Origin of the sequence: Nitrobacter sp. (assembly GCF_051535235.1) — a bacterium.
GTDB lineage: Bacteria > Pseudomonadota > Alphaproteobacteria > Rhizobiales > Xanthobacteraceae > Nitrobacter.
The window spans coordinates 1-19448 of sequence record NZ_JBPPLZ010000008.1 but is presented as its reverse complement, the minus strand read 5'-3'; the positions used below and the strand labels follow the sequence as shown (position 1 = coordinate 19448).

Here is a 19448-nt window from a genome sequence, read left to right as displayed (position 1 = left end):
GCCTTATGGGCTTCACGAACCGCAGCGTTTCTCAGAATTCGGGCGTTCGGGAAATCCGGAAAACAAGCGGTAGAAAAACGTAATTTCATTGCGAAAGAATTGCCAAAGTCGGCAGCTTGTGTCGTGGCTGGATGCCCACTCGAGGAAACGCCGCTGATCTGTCACCGGCGCGGCAATTCCACCCCGGCTGGTCTTTCGGGCGTCCCTCTTCGTTCTCATTACCGCCACTGTCTCCGTGTCCAATGAAGGTTACTTCGGCTGCGGGTTCCAAGCCAGACAAGGCGAAACTCACCCTTGCGCAGTTTCGCATCACCACTCCGGCCTGACGAACCGAATTGGCGCGACGCCGGAACCCCATTTGGCTCACGAGGTTTGCCCTTTTGGAAAACGGAGAATGAGCATGGCCAACGAACGAAAGTCGCCCGATCCATATGAGCGCGACCTCGCTGACAATGACGTGCAGGAGGCCAAGCGCTTCGACGACAAACACCAGTTCGATCCGCTGCTCGTTGAGAATCCGACGCGCGGCAGCCGCATCGCCCTGTATGGGGTTGCGATCGTCATCGTACTCGGCGCGCTGTTCTATGGCCTCAGTACGACCGGCTCGAACCAGACCAGTTCGACGCCGACGCAAACGGCAAGTCCGAGCACGGCGCAAAACAATGCCGCGAAGCCGCCGGTTGGGCCCGGAATTCGCGACGTGACGCCTTCCAACACCCAACAGGGCGTCACGACCGGCGCGGCACCGCCCAACTCGACACAGCCGGCCAATCCGCAGAGCGACAATACGCCGACTCCCGGCGCCAAGAAGTAACCACAGGCAGGCTTCCTGCGGGAATGGCGAGCATTCCGCGATACCGCTATTCCTTTCAGGTGAGCCGGTGAAAGAGTCTCAGCCGGGAAATATCGCGTTCAACTCGGCGGCGGGATGGCCCGTCCCGAGCCCATCAAAGGTGCCCTTCTCCGCGATCTCCTTCGCCGCACGAAAAAAGCCGCCCCACGCTGCGCGCGCCAAGGCGCCGCCGACGCTGATGCGGCGAACGCCGAGGTCGGCTGCCTCGGCGACGCTCAGCCCCGGCCAGCCGATCAGCAAATTGAACGGCTTGGGATGAACGGCCTTCACGGCAGCGGCAATGTCGTCTTTCGATTTCAGGCCCGGGGCGTAAAGGCAATCGGCACCCGCGTCCGCGTAGGCCTGTAACCGGTCTATCGTCAGCTTGAGGTCTGGCATTCCCCAGAGGAAAGCCTCGCAGCGTCCGACCAGCAGCACGTCGCTGCGATCGTCGTCGATTGCCTTGCGCGCCGCGCGGATTCGATCGATCGCGAGCCTTCGGTCGTAGAGCGGCTTGGCTTTGTCGCCGGTGGAATCCTCGATCGACAGTCCGGCGACTCCTGTCTTCGCCGCGCGTGATACGTTGGCTGCAACGCCGTCGGGTTCAACGGCAAAGCCGTTTTCGAAATCGGCGTTGATGGGAATATCCACCGCCGCGCACAGCGCGGTCAGATGGTCGCACAGGTTGTCCAGCGTAATGTGGTTGTCGGCCTTGCCGATCGACCAGGCAAGCCCGGCGCTGGTCGATGCCAGCGCCTTGAAGCCCATGCCCTGCAATGCCCTGGCGCTGCCGATATCCCAGGGGTTTGGGATCACAAAACAGCCGCTCTCGTGAAGTTTGCGGAACGTAGCGCGTTTTTCGGCTGTCGATGGCATCTTAGGGTCTCCTTCCCGTGACGTTCACAGGCGACTGGTGCGAGCGATAAACATATACCCGCTTTCTTGACACGAATGCTTCAGTTACTCTGCAAGGCCTGTCTAGACTGGAGCGCGCGCCGCCATCACCTCGCCGGCACCCTGGGCGCGGCCATCATGGTGCGATTCACCGAATTGAAGTGGGCTGCGCGCGATTCCGCTCCTGGCAGCCGCCGTCAACTTTACCCGAATCGGCAAAAAGCAATTTGCAGCGTTATTCGGCCTCCCATCGAAGCAAACCGCTTAATTGCCGTTCCATCGGAAACAAATCGCTCTCGCCTGCGTTACAAGCGCGTCTGCGACGCGAACGACGTTGTTTTGAAACGACGCTTCGCAACACGAACAGAGTCGCCAGATTTTCGACAGGGTTATTGCCCAGTTTCACCACGCGAGTCATTGAAGTTGCCGCATTGTTGCGGCCAAATGAGAGGACAATCGATGAAGGCATTTTTTGCAGCAGCACTTCTGGCCGGATCCGTTGCGACCTTTGGTATGGCAGAGGCCATGCCGTTGGCGCAGCCAGCGTCAGGGGTGAATGCCAATGTCATTCAGGTCGCCGGTGGCTGTGGTCGCGGCTTCCATCGCGGGCCTCGTGGCGGCTGTCGTGCGAACCGCGGCGGGCCGGTGGTTGTTGTGCGGCCGCATCGTCGTTGCCGCTATTGGGGGCCGGGCCGGCGGGTCTGCCGCACCTGGTGGTGACGTGCACGAATCCTGACGCATGTATTCATTTCTACGAAAAAAGGGCGGGGCCAACCCCGTCCTTTTTCAATTGCTCCTATTGTCGTCATTCCGCTCAGAACCAAGCGTCTGTCTTTTGATGTGACGCGTTTTTTGCGCGAACGGTTCCCACCCCCGGGTCAAGCCCGAGAGAATGCTTCGCTCGAAAACGCCATAGCGCGCAAGAAAAACCCGCGGCGCATATGCCGCGGGTTTTCAGTTGGATCATATCGTGACTGCTTAGTGGGCCAGAACCGCCAGCAGCAGCAGCGCCACGATGTTGGTGATCTTGATCATGGGATTGACCGCCGGGCCTGCCGTATCCTTGTAGGGATCGCCAACGGTATCGCCGGTCACCGCCGCCTTGTGCGCGTCGGAGCCCTTCCCTCCATGATGGCCGTCCTCGATATACTTCTTGGCATTGTCCCAAGCGCCGCCGCCGGAGGTCATCGAGATCGCGACGAACAGGCCCGTCACGATCACGCCGAGCAGCATGGCGCCCACCGCCGAGAACGCCGCTGACTTGCCGGCAGCACCGCCGCCGGCGATCGCATAGATCACGAAATAGACAACGATCGGCGACAGCACCGGCAACAGCGAGGGAATGATCATTTCCTTGATCGCGGCCTTCGTCAGCAGGTCCACGGCCTTGCCGTAGTCGGGCTTGTCGGTGCCTCGCATGATGCCGGGCTTCTCACGAAACTGGCGACGCACCTCCTCGACGATCGCACCCGCCGCACGTCCCACCGCGGTCATGCCCATCGCGCCGAACAGATAAGGCAGCAGGCCGCCAAACAGCAAGCCGACCACGACATAGGGATTGTTCAGGGAGAAATCCGGATTGACGCCCTGGAAGTAAACGTGATTCGCGGCATCGCCGATGAAGAACTTGAGATCCTGATTATAGGCCGCGAACAGCACCAGCGCGCCGAGGCCGGCGGAGCCGATCGCGTAGCCCTTGGTGACGGCCTTCGTGGTGTTGCCGACCGCGTCGAGCGCGTCGGTCGACTTGCGCACTTCCTTCGGCAGGCCGGCCATTTCCGCGATTCCGCCGGCATTGTCGGTCACCGGACCGAACGCGTCGAGGGCGACGACCATACCGGCCAGCGCCAGCATGGTAGTGGTCGCGATGGCGATGCCGAACAGGCCGGCAAGGCTGTAGGTGACGAGAATGCCCGCGATGATGACAAGCGCCGGCAGCGCGGTGGCTTCCATCGAGATCGCGAGTCCCTGAATGACGTTGGTGCCGTGTCCGGTCACCGAGGCCTGGGCGATCGACTTCACCGGCCGGTAGTCGGTGCCGGTGTAGTATTCGGTGATCCAGATGATCAGCCCCGTGACGACGAGGCCCGCAACGCCGCAGGCGAACAGTTCGAGGCCGGTATAGCTGACGCCGGCCAGCGGGCCGAAGCCGACGAGCCAGTAGATGGCGGCGCCGACGCCGATCAGCGACAGGATGCCGGTGGCGATCAGGCCCTTGTAGAGCGCGCCCATGATCGATTGGCTGGCGCCGAGCTTGACGAAAAACGTGCCGATGATCGAGGTGATGATGCAGATGCCGCCGATGGCAAGCGGCAGCGTCATCATGTTCACGAGCAGCGGCGACGTCGCAAAGAAGATCGCGGCCAGCACCATGGTGGCGACCGCGGTCACCGCGTAGGTTTCGAACAGGTCCGCGGCCATGCCGGCGCAGTCGCCGACATTGTCGCCGACATTGTCGGCAATCGTCGCCGGGTTGCGCGGATCGTCTTCCGGGATGCCGGCTTCCACCTTGCCGACGAGATCGCCGCCGACGTCAGCGCCCTTGGTGAAGATGCCGCCGCCGAGGCGGGCGAAGATCGAGATCAGCGACGCGCCGAAGCCGAGCGCGACCATCGCGTCGACGACCGTGCGGCTGTTCGCGGCGTAGCCGGCGAAGTGCGTCAGATAGGCGAAATAGATCGTCACGCCGAGCAGCGCGAGGCCAGCGACCAGCATGCCCGTGATCGCGCCGGCCTTGAAGGCAAGCTCGAGGCCGCCCGCCAGCGACTTGGTGGCGGCTTGCGCGGTGCGCACGTTGGCGCGAACCGAAACGTTCATGCCGATGAAGCCGGCCGCTCCCGACAGGATCGCACCGATGGCGAAGCCGACGGCCACCAGCACTCCGAGGAAATAGGCGAGCAGCCCGAAGATCACGATGCCGACCATTCCGATCGTCGTGTACTGCCGGCGCAGATAGGCCTGCGCGCCCTCGCGCACCGCGGCGGCGATTTCCTGCATCCGCGGATTTCCCGCGTCGGCCCCCAATACGGACGAGGTCGCCCAGATGGCATAAACGATCGAAAGCGCTCCGCAGAGCACAATCACTACTAGTGCTGTCATTGAATTTGCCTCAGAATCCCTGAAGTTGCCCCGACAAAGCCGCGAGCCCGCGAACGGACATACCGGAAAACGAAGTTCGCCTCGTTGCAAGGCGACCTCAAATCGGGCGGGACCATGCCAAAATCGAACCTCCGGCGCAACGTCGCCTTGCGGCTAAACCGCCGAATTCCGTAAGGAATTGCAATAAAATGCCGGCACTTGCGCACAGCGAGCACCGCTGACAGGTCGGCGCGCGGTCTGGCGGTTCAATCGTCCCCTGCCGCTAGGCCAGCCATCGCGCAATTCGCGCTACCGCTTCGCGCATCTCGGCCGCCGAGCGCGCATAGGAAAATCTCAGGAACGAGCGGCCGCGAACCGGATCGAAGTCGACGCCTGGCGTCGCGGCGACATGCGCCTCTTCCAGCATCTTCCGTGCGAACTCGTGACTGTCGGAAGTGAACTTCGAGACATCGGCATAGAGGTAGAACGCGCCGTCCGCCGGCAGGAAGTCGCTCAATCCGGCTTGTGGCAAACCCGCGATCAGAATGTGGCGGTTCGCGTCATAGCCTCGCTTGACGATTTCCATCTCGTCGCGGCCCGAAAATGCCGCCTCGGCCGCGACCTGGGACAGTGTCGGCACCGAAATCGACAGGTTCTGCTGCAGCCGCTCGATCGGCCGCACCAGTTGCTCCGGCACCACCATCCAGCCGACCCGCCAGCCGGTCATGCAGAAATATTTCGAGAACGAATTGATCACCACCGCATGCGGCGACAGTTCGGCTGCGGTCACCGCCGGGAACGCATAGTCGAGGCCGTGATAAATTTCGTCGGAAATAAAACGGATGCCTTCGCTTTCGGCGGCCGTCATCAGATGGGTCAGCGCCTCGCGCGACATCATCGTGCCGGTGGGGTTGGCCGGGCTTGCGACCAGCACGCCTTTCAACGGCGTCCTGCGATGCGCTTCCAGCAACGCTTCGCCGGTCAGGGCGTGGCGATTCTCGCTCGATGTCTCGATCAGCACCGGCTCGCAGCCGAGCGCGGTCAGGATATGCCGATACGGTGGATAGCCCGGCACTGTCACCGCGACCCGGTCGCCGGGCTCGAACATCGAAAGAAACGCGAGGACGAAACCGCCCGACGATCCGGTCGTCACGACGATGCGTTCGGGGTCGACGATGCAGCCATAGGCATCGCGGTAGTGTTGCGCGATCCGCGCCCGCAGCGACGCAATGCCGAGCGCCGAGGTGTAATCGATCTGGCCACGCTCGAGCGCGGCGCGGGCCGCATCCAGCGCGGTGCGGGGCGCCGGCGCCGACGGCTGCCCGACCTCCATGTGAATGACGTTGCCGCCCGCGGCCTCGATCCGCGCCGCCGCCGCCATCACGTCCATGACCATGAAGGGTGGAACCTGGCTGCGGCCAGATGCCGCCAGCAAGCCTTTGGCCCTATCTCTCAATGTCGCATCGAGCATGGAAATCTGTTAATGCCGCTTTCGCCTGGTGTCCCGATTCCGGACTTCGCATATCCTTGCAGCGGCCCGATGCGAACTTCGGAATCAGAGGGATATTAGAGGCAAATCACCGAAGCCGCGTTGCCGCCGTATTCGGCGTTTTGTTAGGACATATATCGTATTCGAACCAGGTCCAATGATCCCAAGGGCGGTTACCAAAGAAACGACGACCCCGCGTCCCGGCGTCCCGGCACGCCGCGCTTTGTCGAAGCTCACGGCGCTGGTCACCGCCTGCGCGCTCGCGAGCGCCTCGCTGCCGGTTCATGCCCAGCAGGCCAAGGGACCGCCAGTGCTGCGCGATACCGAGACGGAGCAATTGCTGCGCGACTATACCAGCCCGATCCTGCGCGTGGCCGGTCTCCAGAAGAACAACATCCAGATGGTCATCATCAACGACAGGACGTTCAACGCCTTCGTCGCCGACGGCCGTCGCATCTTCGTGAACTATGGCGCAATCCTGCAATCGGCCACGCCGAACCAGTTGATCGGCGTGCTCGCGCATGAGACCGGGCATCTCGCCGGCGGGCATCTGTCCAAATTCCGCGAGCAGCTCGCCCGAACCCAGACCCAACTGATCATCGCCATGTTGCTCGGCGCGGGAGCGCTCGCGGCGGGAGCCGCCGGCGGCGGCGGAAGCAACGGCGCCGCCAGCAATATCGGCGCCGCCGCGATCAGCGCACCGCAGGAAATCGCGCGGCGCAGCCTGTTGTCCTACCAGCGCCAGCAGGAGGAGAACGCCGACCGCGCCGGCGTGAAATTCCTGAACGCCACCGGACAATCCGCCCGGGGCATGTATGAAACCTTCAAGCGCTTTACCGACGAAAGCCTGTTTGCTGCGCACGGCGCCGACCCCTATGTGCAATCGCATCCGATGCCGGCCGACCGTGTCGCCGCGCTCGCGGAACTCGCCAGGACGAGTCCCAATTGGAACAAGAAGGACGATCCGGCGCTGCAAATGCGCCACGACATGGTGCGCGCCAAGATATCGGCATTCATGGAACGCCAGGACACCGTATACCGCCGCTATCCGATGTCCGACACCAGCCTGCCCGCGCGTTATGCGCACGCCATCAGCACCTATCTGCACGGCGATCTGCGCACGGCCATCGAGCAAATCGACGCGCTGATCAAGCTGCAGCCGCAAAATCCCTATTTCTACGAGGTGCGAGGACAGGCTCTGCTCGAGGGCGGGCGTCCGGCGGAAGCGATTGCGCCGCTGCGACGGGCGGTCCAGTTGTCCCATAACGCCCCGCTCATCGAGATGCTGCTCGGGCAGGCGCTTGTGGCCTCGAACAGTACGGCCAACACCACTGAAGCTATTGCAATCCTGCGCGCGGCGCTGGCCCGCGAGCCGGAAGCGCCGCTCGGATATATGCAGCTCGCGATGGCCTACGGCCGCAAGGGCGATTACGCCCAGGCCGACCTCGCCTCGGCGCAGGCTGCATTCCTGCGCGGCGACAACAAGACCGCACGCGAGCTGGCATCGCGCGCGAAGACCCGTTTCGCCATCGGCACGCCCGGATGGGTCAAGGCCGACGATATCGTTTCAGCCAAGATGCCCGACAAGAAAGACTAGCGGAGTTGATTTGACATTCGTTACCACCTGCTGCGGGCTCGCGATGCGGATGTCAGAACCGGACCAACAGACGGCACCAGCCACGCGCCTCCGAACAACGAGACCTTCCAAAGGATTTTGACATGCCCTCGCACCGGTTTCTCGCTCCTGCCCTTTTTGCGCTTGCGCTCGGAGTTGCACCCGTGACCGCTTCGGCGCAGAGTTTCACCGACAGCCAGCGCGGCGAAATCGAACAGATCGTCAAAAGCTATCTGCTCGCCCATCCCGAGGTTCTCGAGGAGGTCTCGGTCGAACTCAGCAAGCGTCAGGCGGCGGCCGAAGCGCTCAAGCATGAGACGGCGGTTACCGAGAACGCCAACGCCATTTTCAATTCGTCGCGCGGCGTCACGCTCGGCAACAAGGACGGCGACGTCACCTTCGTCGAGTTCTTCGATTACAATTGCGGCTACTGCAAGCGCGCGATGACCGACATGCTCGATCTCCTGAAGTCGGATCCCAAGCTCAAGGTCGTCCTGAAGGAATTTCCGGTCCTCGGCCCCGGCTCGGTCGAAGCCGCGCAGGTCGCGGTGGCCGTCCGCATGCAGGACCCCGGCGGCAAGAAATATCTCGACTTCCATCAACGGCTGCTCGGCGGACGCGGCCAGGCCGACAAGGCGCGCGCCCTCGCCGCCGCCAAGGAAGCCGGTCTCGACATAGCGCGCATCGAAAAGGACATGAACAGTCCCGAAGTCCGGGCGACGCTGGAGGAGAGTTTCAAACTTGCCGAGGCGATGGGCATGAACGGAACGCCAAGCTACGTGATCGGCAAACAGGTCGTCGTCGGCGCGGTGGGTCTTGAGACGCTCAAGGAGAAAATCAGCACCGCGCGTTGCGGAAAGGCGTCCTGCTGATCGCTCTGCCATCGAACCTCAGGCCCCGCTCACAGCGGGGCCTTTTTCCGTTGGGCTGCAACGGGTTCGTTTATCCTGTGTTCAGAAAACAAATCCGGCGGAACCGGGATCGCACCGGAACATAGGTCCTCACTGCACCGTTGTACGGCGGGCATGCAACAAGTGAGGAGACATCGATGACCAAACACTTTCTTCTATCGACGGCGGCTGCGGCGCTGATCGCCGGAACGGGATTCGCCTACGCGCAAGGAACTGGCATGGGCCGAGAGGGTGGCGGCAGTGGTGGATCGACCATGCAGCAAAGCGCACCCTCGACGGAACAAGGCCGCGGCTCCGATAGCGGCATGTCGAATGAAGGCACGGGCCGCGCAGGCACGTCCAGACAGCGTGCGCAGGACACCCACCCCGGCAAGATGAAGAACGAAAGATCCGCCGAAGAGTCCGGCAAAGGTGGCGCGGGCAACGACCACTCCAAGGGCATGCGCTCGGAGCGCAATGAGTCGGGCAAGTCCGACAAGGGCATGCGTGCCGAGGATCGCAACGGAAAGAGCGAGGAGCGGAACCAGCGAACTGAAGACCGCAATGGAAGAATGGATCACAACCGAAATGCTGAAGAGCGCAACGGAATGAAGTCCGATTCCTCGCGGAACGCAGCGGACACCAACAAATCATCGACCACGACGACGGGTCAGGCCGGTTCCGGCGCCAAGCTTTCCACGGAACAGCGCACCAGGATCACGACCGTCATCAGGAATCAGCACGTGCAACCGACGACGAACGTCAATTTCTCGATCGCTGTCGGAACGCGAGTGCCGCGAACGGTGAGCTTCCATCCGTTGCCGACGGAGATCGTCGACATCTACCCGAGTTGGCGCGGCTATGAATTCTTCCTGGTTCGTGACGAGATCATTGTCGTCGATCCACGGACCTTCGAGATCGTCGCGGTTCTGCAGGCCTGATCAGGAATCCTTCACACAGCGCACGAGCGGGGCCAATCCTGGCCCCGCGGCGGCCGGATCGCCCCCCTTTTTCGTGCCAGTTCGTGCTCCCGGCCTTGGTTAACAAGCAATTTCCGTATGTTCTGCCTCGCGTTTCACGAAAAAAGCGAGGTCTTTGAAACCGAATGCGAGAGCGTTCAGGCTTCCCCTTGGCTCTCTTGTTACATATAACGACCCGAAACTTCGGCCCATGGCGCCGGAACGACCGCTTTCGGGATTTCAGATGGCCAAGACTATTTACGTGCTCAACGGCCCGAACCTCAATATGCTCGGGACCCGGGAGCCGGAAATCTATGGCCGCGCCACCCTTGCGGACGTCGAAAAGCTCTGCGCCGACACGGCTGCTTGCTTCGGACTGACCGCGGATTGCCGACAGTCCAATCGCGAGGGCGAACTGATCGACTTCATCCACGACGCTCATGCGAAGCGGGCGGCCGGCATCGTCATCAATGCCGGCGGCTACTCGCACACCTCGATTGCCCTTCACGATGCGCTGGTCGCGGCGGGTATCCCCACCGTCGAGGTCCACATCAGCAACATCCATGCGCGCGAGGCCTTCCGCCACCATTCCTTCACGGCAAGCGCCGCCTTTGCGAGCCTTTGCGGCTTCGGAATCGACGGCTACCGGCTCGCCATCGACGGCCTTGCCGCCAGGATCGGCGCGGTGAAGTCCGGCGAGAAAGTCAAATCCTGACGTATCAGCGTCATCCCACAGAGAAAGTTTCGGATCGAGAACATGGCGCCGCAGCCTGGAGACGCAGCAAAACCCAAAACCGGTGACGGACGACGCGAGGAAAGCGAGGTGATCCGCGAGCTCGCCGCGCTTCTGGATGAGACCAAGCTCACCGAAATCGAGATCGAGCGCGACGGACTTCGGGTACGTGTCGCACGCAACATCACAGTGGGCACGGCAATGCCCGCGAACTATCAGGCTGCGACCACGCCGATGCCTGTCGTCGCGCCGGCTTCCGGCACCGCCGACGTCAGCAAACACCCGGGGATGGTCCCCTCACCCATGGTCGGTACGGCCTATTGGTCGTCCGAGCCGGGCGCCAAGCCCTTCATCGAGGTCGGCTCCAAGATCACCGTGGGCCAGACGCTGCTGATCGTCGAGGCCATGAAGACGATGAACCAGATTCCGTCGCCGCGGGCCGGTACGGTCACGCAGATTCTCGTCGAGGATGGCCAGCCGGTCGAGTTCGGCGAGCCGCTGGTCATCATCGAATGATGCAGGCCGCATCGCCAGACGATTTCAAGCGTCCCGGGCGCGGCGCAGCACGATGTGATGCGCTGCATCGCATCCGGGACACGGGTCAAAGATGTTCGATAAAATCCTGATAGCCAATCGCGGCGAGATCGCCCTGCGTATCCTGCGCGCCTGCAAGGAACTCGGCATCGAGACCGTCGCGGTGCATTCCACCGCCGACGCCGACGCCATGCATGTGCGGCTTGCGGACGAAAGCGTCTGCATCGGGCCGCCGCCGTCGAAGGACAGCTACCTCAACATTCCGGCACTGCTGGCGGCCTGCGAGATCACTGGCGCCGACGCCGTGCACCCCGGCTACGGCTTCCTGTCCGAGAACGCCCGCTTCGCCGAAATCCTCGCTGACCACAGCCTGCATTTCATCGGCCCCAAGGCCGAACACATCCGCCTGATGGGCGACAAGATCGAGGCCAAGAAAACCGCGAAGCGGCTTGGCATCCCGGTGGTTCCGGGCTCCGACGGCGGCATTGGTCCGGACGACGACGCCATGGCGATCGCCAAGGCGATCGGCTTTCCGGTGCTGGTGAAGGCGGCCGCCGGCGGCGGCGGACGCGGCATGAAAATCGCAAAAACCCCCGACGACCTGGTGATGGCGATCTCGACCGCCGGCAACGAGGCAAGGGCGGCGTTCGGCGATGCGTCCGTCTATCTGGAAAAATACCTGCAGAAGCCGCGCCACATCGAAATCCAGGTGCTCGGCGACGGCCGCGGCGGCGCCATTCATCTTGGCGAGCGCGACTGCTCGCTGCAACGCCGCCACCAGAAGGTCTGGGAAGAAGGCCCCTCACCCGCCCTGACCGCGGCCGCCCGCAACAAGATCGGGGAAACCGTCGCCAAGGCGATGCGCGAGATCAAGTATCTCGGCGTCGGCACCGTCGAATTCCTCTACGAAGACGGCAAGTTCTACTTCATCGAAATGAACACCCGCATTCAGGTCGAGCATCCCGTCACCGAGATGATCACCGATATCGATCTGGTGCTGGAGCAGATCCGCATTGCCGCCGGCGGCGACCTTCCCGCGACCCAGAAGGAAGTCGTCATCAACGGCCATGCCATCGAGTGCCGGATCAACGCCGAGAATCCCGTCACCTTCCGCCCCTCGCCGGGCAAGATCGTGCGGTTTCATCCGCCCGGCGGGCTCGGCGTGCGGATCGATTCCGCCGTTTATCAGGGATATGTCATCCCGCCTTATTACGACTCGCTGGTCGGCAAGCTGATCGTCCACGGCAAGACCCGTGCCGAATGCCTGATGAGGCTGCGGCGGGCGCTCGACGAGATGGTGGTGGACGGCATCGAGACCACCCTGCCGCTGTTCCGGGCGCTGGTCCGGGAATCCGGCATCATCGACGGCGACTACCACATCCATTGGCTGGAACAGTACCTCGCAAGCGGCGACCTGACGGGAGCTTGACCATTCCTCCCGGAGTCCCCACCTCCCGGTTTGAAAAAATCATGAGATAGGGGAACCGGCCGCCCCCTCAAGCGTTTGAGCAATGGCCAGGCATGAAACCGTGCGGGGGGGACGCTATATTATTGACCGAGGCTGAGCACCATCTTGTGGCGTCAAGCCCCGGCCGGTCATGGCCTCACGCGTTCGGCCAGATCGTTCTGTTGGCTGCAGGACTGGTGGTTCTGACCCTTATCAGCGCGACCTCCGTCTATCTCGTCAACAAGGCGCGCAAAGACGCCGGCTCGGCCCTGCACAGCATGGAGGTCGAGAACGAAATCTCGCTCACCCAATTGCAGATGCGGCGGGCCGAGAGCGCACAGCGCGGCTTTCTGCTCACGCAGCGCGCGGAATTTCGAAACGCGTTCGAGGAAGCCGCGACCCAGATTCCCGCGAGTTTCGAACGGCTGAGAGCGCTGACCATCGACAACCCCTATCAGCAGCAGCTCCTCGACCAGATCGTCCCCCAGACCAATCAGCGGATCGCGCAATTGCGGCACAGCATCGAGCTCGTGCAGACGAACCGGCTCGCCGAAGCGACCGAAATGGCCCGCCAGGAAGCCACCCGCGATGTCATGGGTCAGATCCGCGACCTCGCCAACGACATGCGGGCCGAGGAAGACCGTTTGTTCGCGGCTCGGGTCAAGTCGGCCGATGCCAGCCAGTCGCTCTCGGCCGCCGTCACCAGTATCGGGTCCGGGCTGATCGTGGTTTTCGCGGGAACGTCGATTTTCCTGGTGCGCCGGTCGAGCCGGGCGCGCGACGTGGCTGAAAGCCAGTTGCGCGACAACTATCTCAACCTCGAATCCACCGTGGAGAAACGCACCACTGACCTTCGCGAGGCCAATGACGAAATCCAGCGCTTTGCTTATATCGTCAGCCACGATCTGCGCTCGCCTCTGGTCAACATCATGGGCTTCACCAGCGAACTCGACGAACTGCGCGGCGACATCTTCAAACGTATCGCGACCTTGAGCCGGCCGGACGGCGCTCCGCCTCCGGCTGCCGACGAGACGGTCACCGAGGTCGAACCGGTTCTGGAAGAATCGGACAAACAATTGTCGCAGGACTTCGCCGAGGCTCTCGGCTTCATCAAGTCGTCGATCGCCAAGATGGATCGGCTGATCAGCGCGATCCTCAACCTAACCCGCGAGGGGCGGCGCGAATTCTACCCCGATCAGATCGCCATGCGCGACTTGATCGAGAACATTGCGTCGACCATGGCGCATCAGGCCGCCGAGGCCGACGCCGAAATCCGGGTCGAGCCGCTGCCGGATATCGTCAGCGACCGCCTTGCCATGGAGCAGATTTTCTCCAATTTGATCGACAATGCGCTGAAATATCTCAAACCCGGCGTTCCCGGCGATATCGCCATCCGCGGCCGACGCAAGCTCGGATTTGCTGTTTTTGAAGTGGCTGATAACGGCCGCGGCATCGATCCGAAGGATCACCAGCGAATCTTCGACCTGTTCCGGCGCGCCGGCGCACAGGATCGGCCGGGCCAGGGCATTGGCCTTGCGCACGTCCGCGCGCTGGTCCGCAAGCTCGGCGGGACCATGTCCGTGGCCTCGGAACTTGGCCACGGAAGCACATTTACTGTTACCCTTCCCACCACATGGACAGGCATCAATCGGGACAAGCAATCATGAGTAAACCAGTCGTCATCATCATGATCGAGGATGATGAAGGTCACGCCCGGCTCATCGAGCGCAACATACGGCGTTCCGGTGTCAACAATGAGATCAAGCCGTTCAGGAACGGTACAGACGCCCTTAACTACCTGTTCGGTGCGAACGGCAACGGGCCGCCTCACAAGGGAGAGACGCTGCTGATCCTGCTCGATCTCAATCTGCCTGACATGACCGGGATAGATATCCTGCGGCAGGTGAAGGAACATAAACACCTGAAATGCGCACCGGTGGTCGTGTTGACGACGACCGACGATTCCCAGGAGATCAAGCGGTGCTACGAACTCGGATGCAACGTCTACATCACCAAGCCGGTGAACTACGAGAGTTTCGCCAACGCAATCCGGCAACTCGGTCTGTTCTTCTCCATCATCCAGGTTCCCGGGACCACCCCATGAGCGCCAAGCCAACCCTTCTTTACGTTGACGATGACAAGACGCTGGCCCGGCTGGTCCAGCGCGGCCTGACGCGCCATGGATTTTGCGTGGAGCACGCGCTCGACGGTGAATCCGGGCTTGCACGCATCGCGCAGGGCGGCATCGATGTGATCGCGCTCGATCAATATATGCCCGGTCTCGACGGGCTGGAGACGCTGAAACGGATTCAGGCAATCCCCGACGCGCCGCCGGTCGTGTTCGTTACCGCGTCGCAGGACTCCAAGATCGCCGTGACCGCGCTCAAGGCCGGCGCCGCCGACTATCTCGTCAAGGACACGCTCGGCGAGTTCGTTCCCCTGCTGGGGGTCGCGGCCGAAGTGGCGATCCGGCAGGCTCACATCCGGAAAGCGCGCGACCAGGCCGAGGCCGAAGTCCGCGCCTCGCGCGATCGCTATGCGGCACTGGCGAGCGAGCGCGAGGTGCTGCTGCGCGAGGTCAACCACCGCATCGGCAACAGCCTGCAGATCATCGCCTCGCTGCTGCACCTGCAGGCCAACTCCAGTCCCGACGAAAACATCAAGGTTGCGCTCAGCAGCGCGATGGGGCGCGTGGCGGCGGTGGCGCAGGTGCATCGGCGCCTCTACACCTCGCACGATCTGAAGAGCGTGCTGCTGAACCAGTATCTTGAAGCGCTGCTCGAGGATCTCCGGCGCTCCACCGAGGGCAACCGGATGTCGCGTCTCGATCTGAAGGCGGAACCCATCGAGATCGACCCGGATCGCGCCGTCGCGATTGGTATCATCGTCAACGAACTGGTGATGAACGCGGTCAAATACGCATATCCGGACGGTCCCGGTCCGATCCACGTTGAACTGGCGATCGACGGCGGCGACATTGAGCTTTCGATCGCAGACAACGGCGTCGGCCTCAATGCAAAAGCCGATCCGCGCTCGACCGGAATGGGCCAGCGGATTGTTTCAGCGATGGCGCAGAAACTCGACGCCCAGACCGAACGCGATCTCACCCATGCCGGAACGCGGATCGTGCTGCGGTTCCCGCGCGAGATGTCACCGGCCGCAAAACTCACGCCAGCCACCGCGGCCTGAGCCGGCTTGCGGTAAAACGCGTCCTCCGCGTATTCTCGCAGATTATCGGCCCGGCGGTGCTCCAGCTCTGCTATAAGGCGCATGATGTCCCGCGACACCGCAGCTTCCGAGATCACGCCCGAGTTGCTGTTGCGCGCCTACGCCTGCGGCATTTTCCCGATGGCGGAAAGCGTCGACGATCCGACGCTGTTCTGGGTCGAACCGAAGATGCGCGGCGTGATCCCGCTCGAAGGTTTCCGAGTCCCGTCGCGGCTCGCGCGCACGGTGCGATCGGACAGTTTCACCGTAACGATCGATACCGCCTTCAAGGCGGTCATCGACGGCTGCGCCGCGCCGCAACCAGGCCGCGACAATACCTGGATCAACCGCCGCATCCGCGAACTCTACATCGCCTTGCATGAACTCGGCCACTGTCACAGCGTCGAAGTCTGGCAGGGAGGCGAACTCGCGGGCGGCCTCTACGGTGTCAGGCTGGGCCGGGCCTTTTTTGGCGAAAGCATGTTCCATGTCGTGCGCGACGCCTCAAAAGTCGCGCTGGTGCATCTGGTCGCCCGGCTGATCGCGGGCGGCTTCGTGCTGCTCGACACGCAATTCGTGACCGATCATCTGCGCGGTTTCGGCGCGATCGAAATCCCGCGCAGGCGTTACCGGATGCTGCTGGATGTTGCGCTGGAAAACCGCGCCGATTTCGGAGCCCTGCCGCTCGACCGGCCGGTGCCCGGCGCGGACGCGCTCGGGATCATCGCCAGCCGCCCGTGACATCTCGGGATCTGTCTCGCCGGGACGCCTTTGCGCGCCCCGGCGCCAGCAGTGTCTTTACGCCGCTCGAACCGAGTTCAGAAATTTCCCGACTTCGAGCTTCAGCCGGTTGCCGTCGCTGGACAGGGACTGAGCGGCCGACAACACCTGTGATGAAGCCGAGCCGGTCTCCGTTGCACCGCGCTGGACGTCGGCGATGTTGGACGATACCTGCTGGGTCCCTTGCGAGGCCTGCTGAACGTTCCGCGAGATTTCCTGCGTCGCGGCCCCTTGTTCTTCCACCGCGGCCGCAATGATCGAGGCAATCTCCGAGAGCTTCTCGATCGTGCCGCCGATCTCCTTGATGGCGTCGACCGAATGCTGCGTCGCGGCCTGGATGCCCGAGATTTGCTGACCGATCTCGCCGGTGGCTTTCGCGGTCTGCTCGGCGAGCGCCTTCACCTCGGAAGCAACCACCGCAAAGCCCCTGCCAGCCTCGCCCGCCCGGGCCGCCTCGATGGTGGCGTTGAGGGCAAGCAGGTTTGTCTGACCTGCGATTGTGTTGATCAGCTCAACGACGTCTCCTATGCGGCCCGCGGCGCGAGACAGTTCGCCGACGCGATCGTTGGTCTTGCGGGCCTGGTCGACCGCTTCATTGGCGATGCGCGCTGATTCCTGCACCTGACGGCCAATCTCGGTGACGGACGACGCCAACTCTTCGGTTGCGGCGGCGACTGAATGGACGTTGGTCGACGCTTCCTCGGAAGCGGCCGCAACCGTTGTCGTCACGTGCTGGGCCCGCTCGGCCGTGGACGTCAGAGTGCTGGCCGAGGCTTCCAGTTCGGTCGAGGCGGACGCGACTGTTTCGACGATCTCGCCGACGGCGGCTTCGAACGAGTCGGCCAGCCTGATCATGTCGGCCTTCCGCTGCTGGGCGGCAATCTCGTCCTGCTTCCGCTTCGCTTCGGCCTCCTCGCGAGCCTTCTGCTCGGACACGACCTTGAACCTCTCGACGGCAGCGGCAACGTTGCCGACTTCGTCCTTGCGGCCAAGCCCGGGCAGCACGACCGAGAAATTGCCTTCCGCCAGTTCCAGCATGGATTTGGTCAGCGCCGAGATCGGTTTGGCGATCGTGACGATCGACAGGATGCAGGCGCCGATCAGCAGTAGTGCAACCACGCCACCAAATATCATGGACATCCGTTGGGCGGAGGCTTCTTCCCGTGCCGCCGCTGCTTTCTCCTTTTCAACGCGCCCAATGGCGAATTTGACGACCTTTTCCGAAACTTCGGACAGCTCCTTCGCCGCGGGGAGGGCGACTTCCTTCGTCAGCCGAACAGCCTCATTCCCAAGCCTGGCAAGCCGCGCGCCGGCGTCGGCCTTCATGTCGGCGCCCTGCTTCGCTTCGATCTCCAGCAATTCGCCGCGAACCGCGGCAATCGGCTTGGCCCCATTGTTCATATAATGATCGGCAAGCTGGTTCATCTTCTCGAGTCTCGCAAGATTTTCAGCCGACTTCGAAAGCGTGATGGCTTCGCCGATGAATCCCCGTGCCGCCTTGTAATGATTGAGGACGTCTTCCTGGGCGGCCAGCAACTGCGCCGGCGTGCTTGCGAGACGAATATCACGGACTCCGATCATCATGCCGCGAGTCGAGGATTTCGCTTCGATGCCTTTCATCGCGAGCAGATTCTGGGTTTCCGCTCTCTCGTTGGCCTGGCGCACCGCATCGCTACCGTTCATCTGAACATAGATCAACGCGACAACCATGATGATGCTGAGCACCGACGTGATTGCGAGCTTTGTGCCGATTCGCAGATTTTCGATGAAACGCATCGTAAGTAGCTCCGGAAAATTATTGGCTGCGGCACCGATGGGGATGATCAGCAATTTTTCGAATCGCCGACGATAACGGGCCGACGGGAACAATAGGTTCTCAAATGCGAATGAATCGTTATAGCAACGAACACATCACGAGAACGCCGCCGGGAATTTTCTTCCCGGCCGGCCAACCGTCGTTGAGGCTTTCAGGATTATCGCCCGAACGGGGGAAAGAACGGATTGCTGCGCTGCTGCTGCTGCGGCGGCGGTGGCGCCGGTTGCGGAGGCGGCGCTGGCTGGCGCGGCTGGCGCGTGGATTGTCGCGGCGTTCGCTTGGCGGGCGGCGGGGCCGCCGGCTTCGGCGGATCCGGCTGCGCGTTGACGACCGTCGTTTCGGGATCCTTGCAGTCGGTCAGCCAGACGTCATAGATCGGATGCTCGACGCCGTGCAGCCCGGGGCTCGCCGCGAACATCCAGCCGGAGAAGATCCGCTTCACCTCGCCCTGGAGAGTGATCTCGTCGACCTCCACGAAGGCGTCGATGTTTGCGGCTTCGGTCGCCGGGCGCGTGTAGCAGGCGTCGGTCTTCACCCGCAGCGCGCCGAACTGCACGGTTTCTCCGACCTCCTCGTCGAAGTGGATGATGCGGCCGGTGATCTTGTCGAGGCCGGAAAAGACAGCCTTCTTGTTGATGACCTTCTGCGCCGGGGGCTCGGTGACGACCTCGTCGCCCGGTTGCAGCGTGGCCGGCGCGGGCGGAGCCGATCGCGGCGGAGGCTGGGCTGGCGTCGGATTGGACGAAGGCGGCGCGACTGCAACTCCACCGGGCGCGTTCTGCGGAACCACGGTGGTTCCAGGCGGAGGCAGCGGCTGGGACTGCACCGGTCCCGGCGGCGCAACACCCTGCCCCGGATTCAATGGCGCCGGCAGCACGCGGCCCTGCCGAGGCAGGTCCGGCACGTCTTCCTCATCGTCATCGGGCGCCCCCTGCCCGCGCGGAATGGCGGCCGGCGGACGCGGCACGGGATCCGAAAAAATATTTCCGATCTGCGCGCGCGCAGGCGAGGCCGCCGCGGCGAGGACGGCGATAATGAAAGCCGCAAAACCGGCTATGACAATGGTTCGGAACATCTTGCGCGGCTTTGTCTGGCTCGAATCAGGGCCGGAACATTGTACAGAAATTTAAAGGCTCCAAGCCGCTCGCAGGCGCCCGGTTAACACGGGGATTGC

17 protein-coding genes and 1 pseudogene are annotated in these 19448 nt (G+C 62.8%); 13 read left to right on the top strand and 5 right to left on the bottom strand.

From position 1 onward, the window contains the following. Positions 1–400 precede the first annotated feature (400 nt). Positions 401–814, top strand: a complete 414-nt coding sequence (locus ACS3WA_RS11855) for a hypothetical protein (RefSeq protein WP_438278719.1) — start codon at positions 401–403, stop codon at positions 812–814. Positions 815–892: 78 nt separating this feature from the next. Here the strand turns inward: ACS3WA_RS11855 and ACS3WA_RS11850 are convergent, their stop codons facing one another. Beyond that, positions 893–1708: an isocitrate lyase/PEP mutase family protein gene (locus ACS3WA_RS11850; RefSeq protein ID WP_438278718.1), complete on the bottom strand. Its 816-nt coding sequence runs from the start codon at positions 1706–1708 to the stop codon at positions 893–895. Positions 1709–1795: 87 nt separating this feature from the next. Between ACS3WA_RS11850 and ACS3WA_RS11845 the strand changes: the two are divergent. Together ACS3WA_RS11845 and ACS3WA_RS11840 are read left to right on the top strand one after the other, a co-directional pair. Further along, positions 1796–1994, top strand: a pseudogene (locus ACS3WA_RS11845) (hypothetical protein); the annotation flags it as partial. A 191-nt stretch (positions 1995–2185) separates the two neighbouring features. Then, complete coding sequence (locus tag ACS3WA_RS11840) at positions 2186–2446, top strand: GCG_CRPN prefix-to-repeats domain-containing protein (RefSeq protein WP_438278717.1); 261 nt, start codon at positions 2186–2188, stop codon at positions 2444–2446. Positions 2447–2704: 258 nt separating this feature from the next. Here the strand turns inward: ACS3WA_RS11840 and ACS3WA_RS11835 are convergent, their stop codons facing one another. Continuing rightward, a complete protein-coding gene (locus ACS3WA_RS11835; RefSeq protein ID WP_438278716.1) occupies positions 2705–4825 on the bottom strand; it encodes a sodium-translocating pyrophosphatase in 2121 nt (706 codons plus the stop codon). 262 nt (positions 4826–5087) lie between these two features. Beyond that, positions 5088–6275 carry a pyridoxal phosphate-dependent aminotransferase gene (locus tag ACS3WA_RS11830; protein ID WP_438278715.1) on the bottom strand — a complete coding sequence of 396 codons (1188 nt, stop codon included), beginning with the start codon at positions 6273–6275 and terminating at the stop codon, positions 5088–5090. 175 nt (positions 6276–6450) lie between these two features. On the opposite strand from ACS3WA_RS11830, the gene ACS3WA_RS11825 reads away from it, so the two are divergent. From ACS3WA_RS11825 to aat, 10 genes are all read left to right on the top strand, one after another. Continuing rightward, a complete protein-coding gene (locus tag ACS3WA_RS11825; RefSeq protein ID WP_438278714.1) occupies positions 6451–7890 on the top strand; it encodes a M48 family metalloprotease in 1440 nt (479 codons plus the stop codon). 122 nt (positions 7891–8012) lie between these two features. Further along, positions 8013–8780 carry a DsbA family protein gene (locus ACS3WA_RS11820; RefSeq protein ID WP_438278713.1) on the top strand — a complete coding sequence of 256 codons (768 nt, stop codon included), beginning with the start codon at positions 8013–8015 and terminating at the stop codon, positions 8778–8780. A 176-nt stretch (positions 8781–8956) separates the two neighbouring features. Next, the gene (locus ACS3WA_RS11815) at positions 8957–9739 is read left to right on the top strand and encodes a DUF1236 domain-containing protein (RefSeq protein WP_438278712.1); all 783 of its coding nucleotides are present in this window, start codon (positions 8957–8959) and stop codon (positions 9737–9739) included. Positions 9740–10001: 262 nt separating this feature from the next. Continuing rightward, entirely contained in the window at positions 10002–10472 is a 471-nt protein-coding gene (gene aroQ / locus ACS3WA_RS11810; RefSeq protein WP_438278711.1) for a type II 3-dehydroquinate dehydratase, read from the top strand. Between the two features lie 42 nt (positions 10473–10514). After that, positions 10515–11006 (top strand): acetyl-CoA carboxylase biotin carboxyl carrier protein, encoded by a 492-nt coding sequence (gene accB, locus ACS3WA_RS11805; protein ID WP_438278710.1) that lies wholly within the window; start codon positions 10515–10517, stop codon positions 11004–11006. A 91-nt stretch (positions 11007–11097) separates the two neighbouring features. Next, entirely contained in the window at positions 11098–12453 is a 1356-nt protein-coding gene (gene accC / locus ACS3WA_RS11800) for an acetyl-CoA carboxylase biotin carboxylase subunit (RefSeq protein ID WP_438278709.1), read from the top strand. 146 nt (positions 12454–12599) lie between these two features. After that, positions 12600–14138: a sensor histidine kinase gene (locus tag ACS3WA_RS11795; protein ID WP_438278821.1), complete on the top strand. Its 1539-nt coding sequence runs from the start codon at positions 12600–12602 to the stop codon at positions 14136–14138. Further along, positions 14135–14575: a response regulator gene (locus tag ACS3WA_RS11790; protein WP_438278708.1), complete on the top strand. Its 441-nt coding sequence runs from the start codon at positions 14135–14137 to the stop codon at positions 14573–14575. Before ACS3WA_RS11795 ends, ACS3WA_RS11790 begins: the two co-directional genes overlap by 4 nt. Further along, complete coding sequence (locus ACS3WA_RS11785) at positions 14572–15660, top strand: sensor histidine kinase (RefSeq protein WP_438278707.1); 1089 nt, start codon at positions 14572–14574, stop codon at positions 15658–15660. The genes ACS3WA_RS11790 and ACS3WA_RS11785 overlap by 4 nt, the downstream gene beginning before the upstream one ends. Before the next feature lie 81 nt (positions 15661–15741). Continuing rightward, a complete protein-coding gene (gene aat, locus ACS3WA_RS11780; protein ID WP_438278706.1) occupies positions 15742–16419 on the top strand; it encodes a leucyl/phenylalanyl-tRNA--protein transferase in 678 nt (225 codons plus the stop codon). Between the two features lie 57 nt (positions 16420–16476). On the opposite strand, the gene ACS3WA_RS11775 is transcribed toward aat, so the two are convergent. After that, positions 16477–18234 (bottom strand): methyl-accepting chemotaxis protein, encoded by a 1758-nt coding sequence (locus tag ACS3WA_RS11775; protein ID WP_438278705.1) that lies wholly within the window; start codon positions 18232–18234, stop codon positions 16477–16479. Between the two features lie 197 nt (positions 18235–18431). Next, positions 18432–19349, bottom strand: coding sequence for a DUF2155 domain-containing protein (locus ACS3WA_RS11770; RefSeq protein WP_438278704.1), 918 nt, complete (start codon positions 19347–19349; stop codon positions 18432–18434). Between the last annotated feature and the right edge of the window lie 99 nt (positions 19350–19448).

Excerpts from the sequence above, each read along its gene's own strand:
- ACS3WA_RS11855 (WP_438278719.1), top strand. The coding sequence starts at position 401 with ATGGCCAACGAACGAAAGTCGCCCGATCCATATGAGCGCGACCTCGCT.
- ACS3WA_RS11850 (WP_438278718.1), bottom strand. The coding sequence starts at position 1,708 with ATGCCATCGACAGCCGAAAAACGCGCTACGTTCCGCAAACTTCACGAG.
- ACS3WA_RS11840 (WP_438278717.1), top strand. The coding sequence starts at position 2,186 with ATGAAGGCATTTTTTGCAGCAGCACTTCTGGCCGGATCCGTTGCGACC.
- ACS3WA_RS11835 (WP_438278716.1), bottom strand. The coding sequence starts at position 4,825 with ATGACAGCACTAGTAGTGATTGTGCTCTGCGGAGCGCTTTCGATCGTT.
- ACS3WA_RS11830 (WP_438278715.1), bottom strand. The coding sequence starts at position 6,275 with ATGCTCGATGCGACATTGAGAGATAGGGCCAAAGGCTTGCTGGCGGCA.
- ACS3WA_RS11825 (WP_438278714.1), top strand. The coding sequence starts at position 6,451 with ATGATCCCAAGGGCGGTTACCAAAGAAACGACGACCCCGCGTCCCGGC.
- ACS3WA_RS11820 (WP_438278713.1), top strand. The coding sequence starts at position 8,013 with ATGCCCTCGCACCGGTTTCTCGCTCCTGCCCTTTTTGCGCTTGCGCTC.
- ACS3WA_RS11815 (WP_438278712.1), top strand. The coding sequence starts at position 8,957 with ATGACCAAACACTTTCTTCTATCGACGGCGGCTGCGGCGCTGATCGCC.
- aroQ (WP_438278711.1), top strand. The coding sequence starts at position 10,002 with ATGGCCAAGACTATTTACGTGCTCAACGGCCCGAACCTCAATATGCTC.
- accB (WP_438278710.1), top strand. The coding sequence starts at position 10,515 with ATGGCGCCGCAGCCTGGAGACGCAGCAAAACCCAAAACCGGTGACGGA.
- accC (WP_438278709.1), top strand. The coding sequence starts at position 11,098 with ATGTTCGATAAAATCCTGATAGCCAATCGCGGCGAGATCGCCCTGCGT.
- ACS3WA_RS11790 (WP_438278708.1), top strand. The coding sequence starts at position 14,135 with ATGAGTAAACCAGTCGTCATCATCATGATCGAGGATGATGAAGGTCAC.
- ACS3WA_RS11785 (WP_438278707.1), top strand. The coding sequence starts at position 14,572 with ATGAGCGCCAAGCCAACCCTTCTTTACGTTGACGATGACAAGACGCTG.
- aat (WP_438278706.1), top strand. The coding sequence starts at position 15,742 with ATGATGTCCCGCGACACCGCAGCTTCCGAGATCACGCCCGAGTTGCTG.
- ACS3WA_RS11775 (WP_438278705.1), bottom strand. The coding sequence starts at position 18,234 with ATGCGTTTCATCGAAAATCTGCGAATCGGCACAAAGCTCGCAATCACG.
- ACS3WA_RS11770 (WP_438278704.1), bottom strand. The coding sequence starts at position 19,349 with ATGTTCCGAACCATTGTCATAGCCGGTTTTGCGGCTTTCATTATCGCC.